The following is a 6,312-nucleotide window of genomic DNA, read 5'->3' as shown; positions in this document are numbered from 1 at the left end:
TGAGGTGGCCAATTACCTAATTTTCAGGGAAAAAGTGCCTAAATTTCCCCCCGATCACTCCCAGATCCAGTACTTTTTGATTGACAAAAGGTCTAAAAGTCTTACCCAACAAAGTTTTTAGATTTATTCAGCCAGCCCTATGTAGTTGCTGGAATGAGAGGTTATCTACCGCTCCTGAACTCAATCGTTGGAAAGTATTTTGGCTCTTCTGGTTTCTGTGTGGAAACGAGGTCTATACTGATAGAATATCCGCAAAGTAGTCCTAAAAGTCTTGCCAAATAAGCACTTCAGGATTACATAAGCAAAAATTGTCACACAAAAAATTCGAGAAGAGCCAGTATTTTTTTCAGGTAATCCCTAGAATTAAGAGTAGCAACCTCACCACCCCCTTATCCTGATCGGCATGGTGGGTTCAATCATCAAGTTTAACCCTCTGCTAACCAGCGCACGGCATCCTTAGCGTGGTAGGTTAAGATAATATCGGCACCCGCCCGTTTAAAGCTAGTTAGAGTCTCTAAAGTCACTCGTTTTTCGTCAATCCAGCCATTTAACGCCGCCGCTTTAATCATTGAATATTCCCCCGACACATTGTAGGCAGCCACGGGTAAATTAGTCATTTCCTTGATTCTCCAGATAATATCCAGGTAAGATAGAGCAGGTTTTACCATTAACATATCTGCTCCCTCTAATACGTCTAATTCCACCTCTTTTAAGGCTTCCCTAGCATTACCCGGATCCATTTGGTAGGTTCTGCGATCGCCGAATTGGGGGGTAGAATCAGCCGCATCCCGAAACGGACCATAATAGGCAGAGGCATATTTAGCCGTATAGGAAAGAATCGGTGTATCACTATAACCCGCCTCATCCAATCCTTGACGAATTGCCTGCACAAAACCATCCATCATTCCCGACGGTGCAATGATATCCACTCCCGCTTTTACCTGAGAAACGGCGGTTTTTTGCAATAATCCCAGAGTAGGATCGTTTAACACCCTGCCGGTTAAATCTCCCGTTTGCAGATAACCACAATGGCCATGGTTGGTATATTCACACAAACAAGTATCGGCGACAATGAGTAGATCGGGAACTGCCTCTTTAATTGCTGTGGCCGCTTTTTGGACAATACCATGATCGTGCCATGCTCCCGTCGCCTCTGTGTCTTTACTTTCCGGCAGCCCGAATAAAATAATCGCTGGAATTCCTAAATCCCGCACTTCCTTGGCTTCGTCAACAATTTTATCGATTGATAATTGGTACACCCCCGGCATCGATTTGACTTCCTGGGCAATACCTTCCCCCGCCGTGGCGAAAAGGGGATAGATAAAGTCATTGGCTGTCAAGACGGTTTCACTCACCAGACGGCGCATTTGAGGGGTTTGACGCAGACGACGGGGGCGATGAATAGGAAACATAGTTTTTTGTGATTAAATCGGGAATCTTGTCTCGATTCTTTAGTTTAAATCTTTGCTGAGGATGAACACAAATCGATTCAGCCGGCAGCCAGCTGCCGGCAGCTATCCGCAATATTTAGTTATTTTGAGCTTAATCAAACTATTTAGGTCAAAAATGACCTGATGAGGCTCTATCGTCGTTTTGAGGGCGAAAAACCAGCAATTTGACTAAAATTTAATCTTTATAGCGATCAATTTTGGTGTCGCCACCACCGCATCTATTTACAAAACTTTACCTCATCAGTTATCAGTTACCAGTTACCAGTTATCAGTTATCAGATGTGATACTAAATCCGTTTATTAAAAACTGATTATTTATTCTCCCTTTTGCCTCTTGCCTTTTGCATGAGTGCCTCTCCTCATAACTAGCTTATACTCAACGGATTTAGTATGAGTTTTCAGTTCACCGATGGCTCTCTTGGATATTGGCTGAAAAATGTTCACGGTGTTACATTAGCGGCGCAAGCGTTCACTGATTACTGTTTACTGTTCACTGTTCACTCACTCCCAAAACCCATCTCCATTTGGGAGAAGGATCGTTTATTCTAGGAAGTAAGAGCGATCGATTCAGGATTTTTGCTATGGCGAACTTAGGTGATTTAGTCAAAAAAGCAGTTTATTTGGGCGTAGGCATTGCTACTTATGCCGCCGAAAAAGCTGAAGTAAATTTACAAGAATTAAGAAATCAAGCCCAAAAATTAGCCGATGAGATGATTTCTCGCGGCGAAATGACGACGGAAGAAGCGAGGAAATACGTTGATGAGTTGGTGAAACAGGCACAACAGCAAACGGTGGCAGGTAATGAATCTAATATTCCCCATGAACCCCGACGGATAGAAATTATTGAAGATGAGGAAGACAGCAAAGCAGCCGAGCCAAAAGTAGATGAATTGCGGCAAAAGGTGGAACGTCTTCAGGAAGAATTACGGAAACTACAACAGGATTAAAACCTAGATTTTAGCGACAAATAATTAATTATTACCAGACAAGGGACGCAAGTATAAACATGGACGATTGGCAGAAAGATTTTTGGGAAGTGATCGAAACTGTGGCACTGGGAATTGAAAATTTTTTCCAAGAAGTTACCCAAACTATCGAAGAAATCAATGAAGAAATTATCATCGATCTGGAACAGTTTATTCAAGAGGTTTTACCCCAGGAATTAGAGGAATTTTTTAACCTCGATGAATACCCCTTTTCGGAATTAGATGAACCCTCGGATTTTACCCTCACTCCTAAAGTTAACCCCGATCCTAACACCCATCCTGCTTGTATCGGTTGCCGTAATTATCACGGTTATATCTACGGGGGTAATCTTCTCGTCTGCGGTTTCCATCCCTACGGTTGGGATAGTGATAGTTGTCCCGATTGGCAAGCAGAGGATTAATTATTTTCCTATAAAATCAGGTAGGGTTATTATCCCTACCCATAACCCTTATCTCAAAGCAGTTATCTGTCATTTTTAGTTAAGAATTACCCTTGGGAGCATGGTAAGGTTCAGAATCAAAAGGCTGCATCCCCACATCGGGATATTCGTCATTGTTGGGACTAAAAATGCGAGCAAAAGCCTCTGTTAGGTACTGGACAAAATTGTGTAACGTATCCTTGATATTCATTGCTTTTCTCTCCGACTCTCGACAATAATCTCTGTTTCGGATCAGGTTGATTCACCCCTCCATCCCCATTATCTGGTCAGAATCTCATCAATTGTTGACTTTTGAGATAATTCTTGAATAATCTTCATAAGACTTGATATTTTTTCTTGTTTATCTAAACTTTTATAATAATCCTTGTATTTTTGTAAAGGAAAAATTATTCAATTAAATCGCTGAACAGATATTTGATTGTTGTCCAGAAAGGACGGCTCTTCTCGACTTTGTGTGATAATTTTTGCTTATAGAATCGTGAAATATTTACTGGGAAAGACTTTTAGGAGTATTTTGCTGAAGAAACTATCAGTATAGACCCCGTTTCCACACAGAAACCAGAAGAGCCAAAGGACTGTATCTTTGTTGAGCATCTAAGCATAAATATCCATTGACAAAAACTTTTAATTGAGCATTATCTATCTCCTCATCCAAAAAAGGCTCGATGGCTGCCTTACGAAGTGCCTTGATTTGGTTGAGGTTTAATCCCAACTTTTCGATAGTATTAAAAGATGGGGTCACTAAAATAGATTCAGGTAAATAGTTAATCGTGAATATAAGCTTTTTACAGTTGTTTTTTTTCGGGGCGATCTCGCTAACCCTAACTTTCACCCTCGGCTATGTTAGCCTGAGAGCGATCTCGCGCTTTACCGTCAAGGAATGTATGGCCCTTGCTGGTGCTTCGGGAATGGCTTTACAATCGGCGATCGCTTTCGTTAATTTTCTTTGTGGCTTTTCCGGAAGAACTTTTTTCCTGTTAGCGACGGCTGGTTTATTTATTATCTCTCTATGGTTACTGACGCGACAATTGTGGCAAGCGGAAGAAAGAGAAAACTATAGATGGCTATACCTAGCGATCTTGTTCTGGCTCGTCCTGCTAGGGATGCAATTCTTCGTCGTGCTTTACAGTGGGGGATTTTACTACGGGGATTGGTGGATGCACTTCGATATCGCTCAAATTTTTTTGGGACTTCAGAAAACCGATACGGTTTACTTTGGAACTTATAATGTTACTTCTAGAACTCCTTTATTCAATCTGTTTTCTAGTTATTATCTGGCACTTTTAGAAAATTCATTTGCGGTTTATCAAATTACTGCGATTTTACCAGGAGTATTCCTGACCCTCCTAATCCCCCTCTTTCTGCGTCCGTCGTTAATTCCGTTAGCCTTTTTCCCCGTGGCTTTCAGTCCCTATTTGAGTAATATGATCACCTACCCGTGGCCGAAGGTATTGGCCACGGTCTATATCTTAACTGGCATCTATAGCGTTTCCTAAGCTAGTGAGGTACACCTATTTTTCTTCCCTTTTGCCTTTTGCCTCTTGCATGAGTGCCTAAAACCCATAACTTTTGTACCTCAGCAGACTGAAAAACGCTATATAGCGTTTCTGATTCACAAGAGGTACATTCCCGATCCTGAACAGCTTAATCAGCAAAGGTTTAAGTGTGCCGCACAGATGCGAGAACCGCTATATTTCTATCTCGACTTGAGAAACAATCCCCGCACAAGAGTCTATTCCCTTTCCGGGATTGGCTGTGGAGTTAGTTGGGGATTAGCCTTTCTCAGTCATCCTTCCGCCATACTCTATGTTATCGCCCCGATCGTCGATAATCTATGGGTAAATCGTAAAAATTTAGCTCTTGTCGTCCGTCAGTTATTTTTTCCGTTAATCCTAATGATCGCCGTGTGTCTTCCCTGGTAAGCTAAACGGCGCTTAACCTGCATGATCCAACAGCTATAACCCTTTTGGAGTCTATATCGGTGATCCGAAGTAAAAGCCGTTTAGCTTATTTATGGGGAATCTCTCACTTCGGTCTCGCCTCTATCTTCCAGACGGCAATGGGAACGACGGGGGGTGCGACTGCGAGCGTTAGAATTTCCGATGCTTTAAACAATGCCTGGTCTAGCGTTTATCCCCTCGAACTTTCCGATGCGGTTCAAGATCGAATCCAGAAAGGCCCCGGAGAGGGTGGCGAGTATTACACCTTACGCTATCGGCTGTGGAATTCATGGTTTCGCTTGTATTTTAGTGTTTTAGCTGGCTCTATAACGATAACCCTGAGCGCTGTCCTTCTGACGGTTTTCGGGAAACGAGTTTTCGGAAAAGTTCAGGGTAAACCTTTGTTTCCCAGATCATTTTTAGTATCGGTACTTGTAATCGGTTTTTTGGGAGTTTGTTTCCTGCAACCCGGATTTCATTGCGGGGGAATTATCGGCGAGAGTATGACTCCTATTGTGGTTCTGTTGCTCTTGATCGTTACCGAATATCTGGCCATGTTACCCGTGAGACTGAAACAGTTAATTCTCTTCACTATCGTGGGAGAGTTCGTTCTTTCTCGGGGGATTCACTTGTTATTTCTCGGTGCGGAAAAAACGGTAGTTTGGGATGGAAATGCCGATCTAAAAACTAACTATAGTTTACAATTCGCCCGGGATCTGATCGGTACTCCGATCGGCTTATTTATGGCGATAGTTGCTTTAATCATTTTCCTGGTGATCGGTTGGAAAACCGTATTGGAAGGCGGTGATCCTGGAGAATCCTTGCAATAACGATTATACCTTCTAAACAGGATTTAGTATGAGAGCATCCCAATTGACAACTGGCCAATTTTGTGAACCGCTTGCTGGCGAGCGAGTGGAAGGAACCACAGAGACACAGAGGACACAAAGATTGATCGCTTCCATATAAGTTAAACTGATCACACAAAAAATAAGAGAGCCGTACCTTGAGTTTATTGAGGTTTAATCCCAACTTTTCGATAGTATTAATTGCTGTTTGAACATCTTCTTGTGCGGGTTTAATTGTACCATCATCATTAAAAGCAAAGTGAGACTCACAATCGGGATTGAGTGGAGAGATTAAGAGATTTTCATCAAACCAGTTATCTTTTAGATTACCACAGTGCCGAGGTTCACCAGTCCTAAGATTTGCCTGACAGGAACATAGCAAATTGGCATAATCTAAGGGATCAACAGTGGGATCACTTTGAGGTTTAAAATGTTCTAAACCCCGACCAGCTAGAGAACTGGAGTTTTTTGACAAAAGCAGATAGACTAAATCTAGACTCACCGTTCGCTCAAATTTTTGAACTCGACCTTATTATCATGGCGAAAAAAGCTTACAGCATAAAGTTTTCAGAAGACCTAGCGGTGGTTAACTTGGAGAAAATTAATCCAAGGCGATCTCGGGTAATGATTGGGTAGTAGTGGCGTAG

8 protein-coding genes and 1 pseudogene are annotated in these 6,312 nt (G+C 42.2%); 5 read left to right on the top strand and 4 right to left on the bottom strand.

Going from position 1 to position 6,312, the window contains the following annotated elements; all coding sequences use genetic code 11:
* Positions 1-425: 425 nt before the first annotated feature.
* Complete coding sequence (gene hemB, locus PX481_RS05430) at positions 426-1,412, bottom strand: porphobilinogen synthase (RefSeq protein WP_288093917.1); 987 nt, start codon at positions 1,410-1,412, stop codon at positions 426-428.
* 620 nt (positions 1,413-2,032) lie between these two features.
* On the opposite strand from hemB, the gene PX481_RS05425 reads away from it, so the two are divergent.
* Complete coding sequence (locus PX481_RS05425) at positions 2,033-2,398, top strand: phasin family protein (protein WP_002759385.1); 366 nt, start codon at positions 2,033-2,035, stop codon at positions 2,396-2,398.
* 59 nt (positions 2,399-2,457) lie between these two features.
* Positions 2,458-2,838, top strand: a complete 381-nt coding sequence (locus tag PX481_RS05420; protein ID WP_002759386.1) for a hypothetical protein — start codon at positions 2,458-2,460, stop codon at positions 2,836-2,838.
* 79 nt (positions 2,839-2,917) lie between these two features.
* Here PX481_RS05420 and PX481_RS05415 read toward each other — a convergent pair whose 3' ends face one another.
* Entirely contained in the window at positions 2,918-3,067 is a 150-nt protein-coding gene (locus PX481_RS05415) for a hypothetical protein (protein WP_002752187.1), read from the bottom strand.
* A gap of 339 nt (positions 3,068-3,406) precedes the next feature.
* A complete protein-coding gene (locus PX481_RS05410; RefSeq protein ID WP_223212999.1) occupies positions 3,407-3,619 on the bottom strand; it encodes a hypothetical protein in 213 nt (70 codons plus the stop codon).
* Positions 3,620-3,647: 28 nt separating this feature from the next.
* Here PX481_RS05410 and PX481_RS05405 point away from each other — a divergent pair, with 28 nt between their 5' ends.
* From PX481_RS05405 to PX481_RS05395, 3 genes are all read left to right on the top strand, one after another.
* Positions 3,648-4,373 (top strand): hypothetical protein, encoded by a 726-nt coding sequence (locus PX481_RS05405; protein ID WP_196219828.1) that lies wholly within the window; start codon positions 3,648-3,650, stop codon positions 4,371-4,373.
* A gap of 180 nt (positions 4,374-4,553) precedes the next feature.
* On the top strand, positions 4,554-4,799 hold the full coding sequence (locus PX481_RS05400; protein ID WP_043999086.1) for a hypothetical protein: 246 nt from the start codon (positions 4,554-4,556) through the stop codon (positions 4,797-4,799).
* A 59-nt stretch (positions 4,800-4,858) separates the two neighbouring features.
* Positions 4,859-5,647, top strand: a complete 789-nt coding sequence (locus PX481_RS05395; RefSeq protein ID WP_002759392.1) for a hypothetical protein — start codon at positions 4,859-4,861, stop codon at positions 5,645-5,647.
* A gap of 238 nt (positions 5,648-5,885) precedes the next feature.
* Here the strand turns inward: PX481_RS05395 and PX481_RS05390 are convergent.
* A pseudogene (locus PX481_RS05390) lies at positions 5,886-6,167 on the bottom strand (retron system putative HNH endonuclease); the annotation flags it as partial.
* Positions 6,168-6,312 lie beyond the last annotated feature (145 nt).

The organism is Microcystis sp. M53603_WE2 (assembly GCF_030065435.1).
The sequence above is the reverse complement of the archived record's forward strand: the minus strand, read 5'-3'. Positions and strand labels throughout refer to the sequence as shown.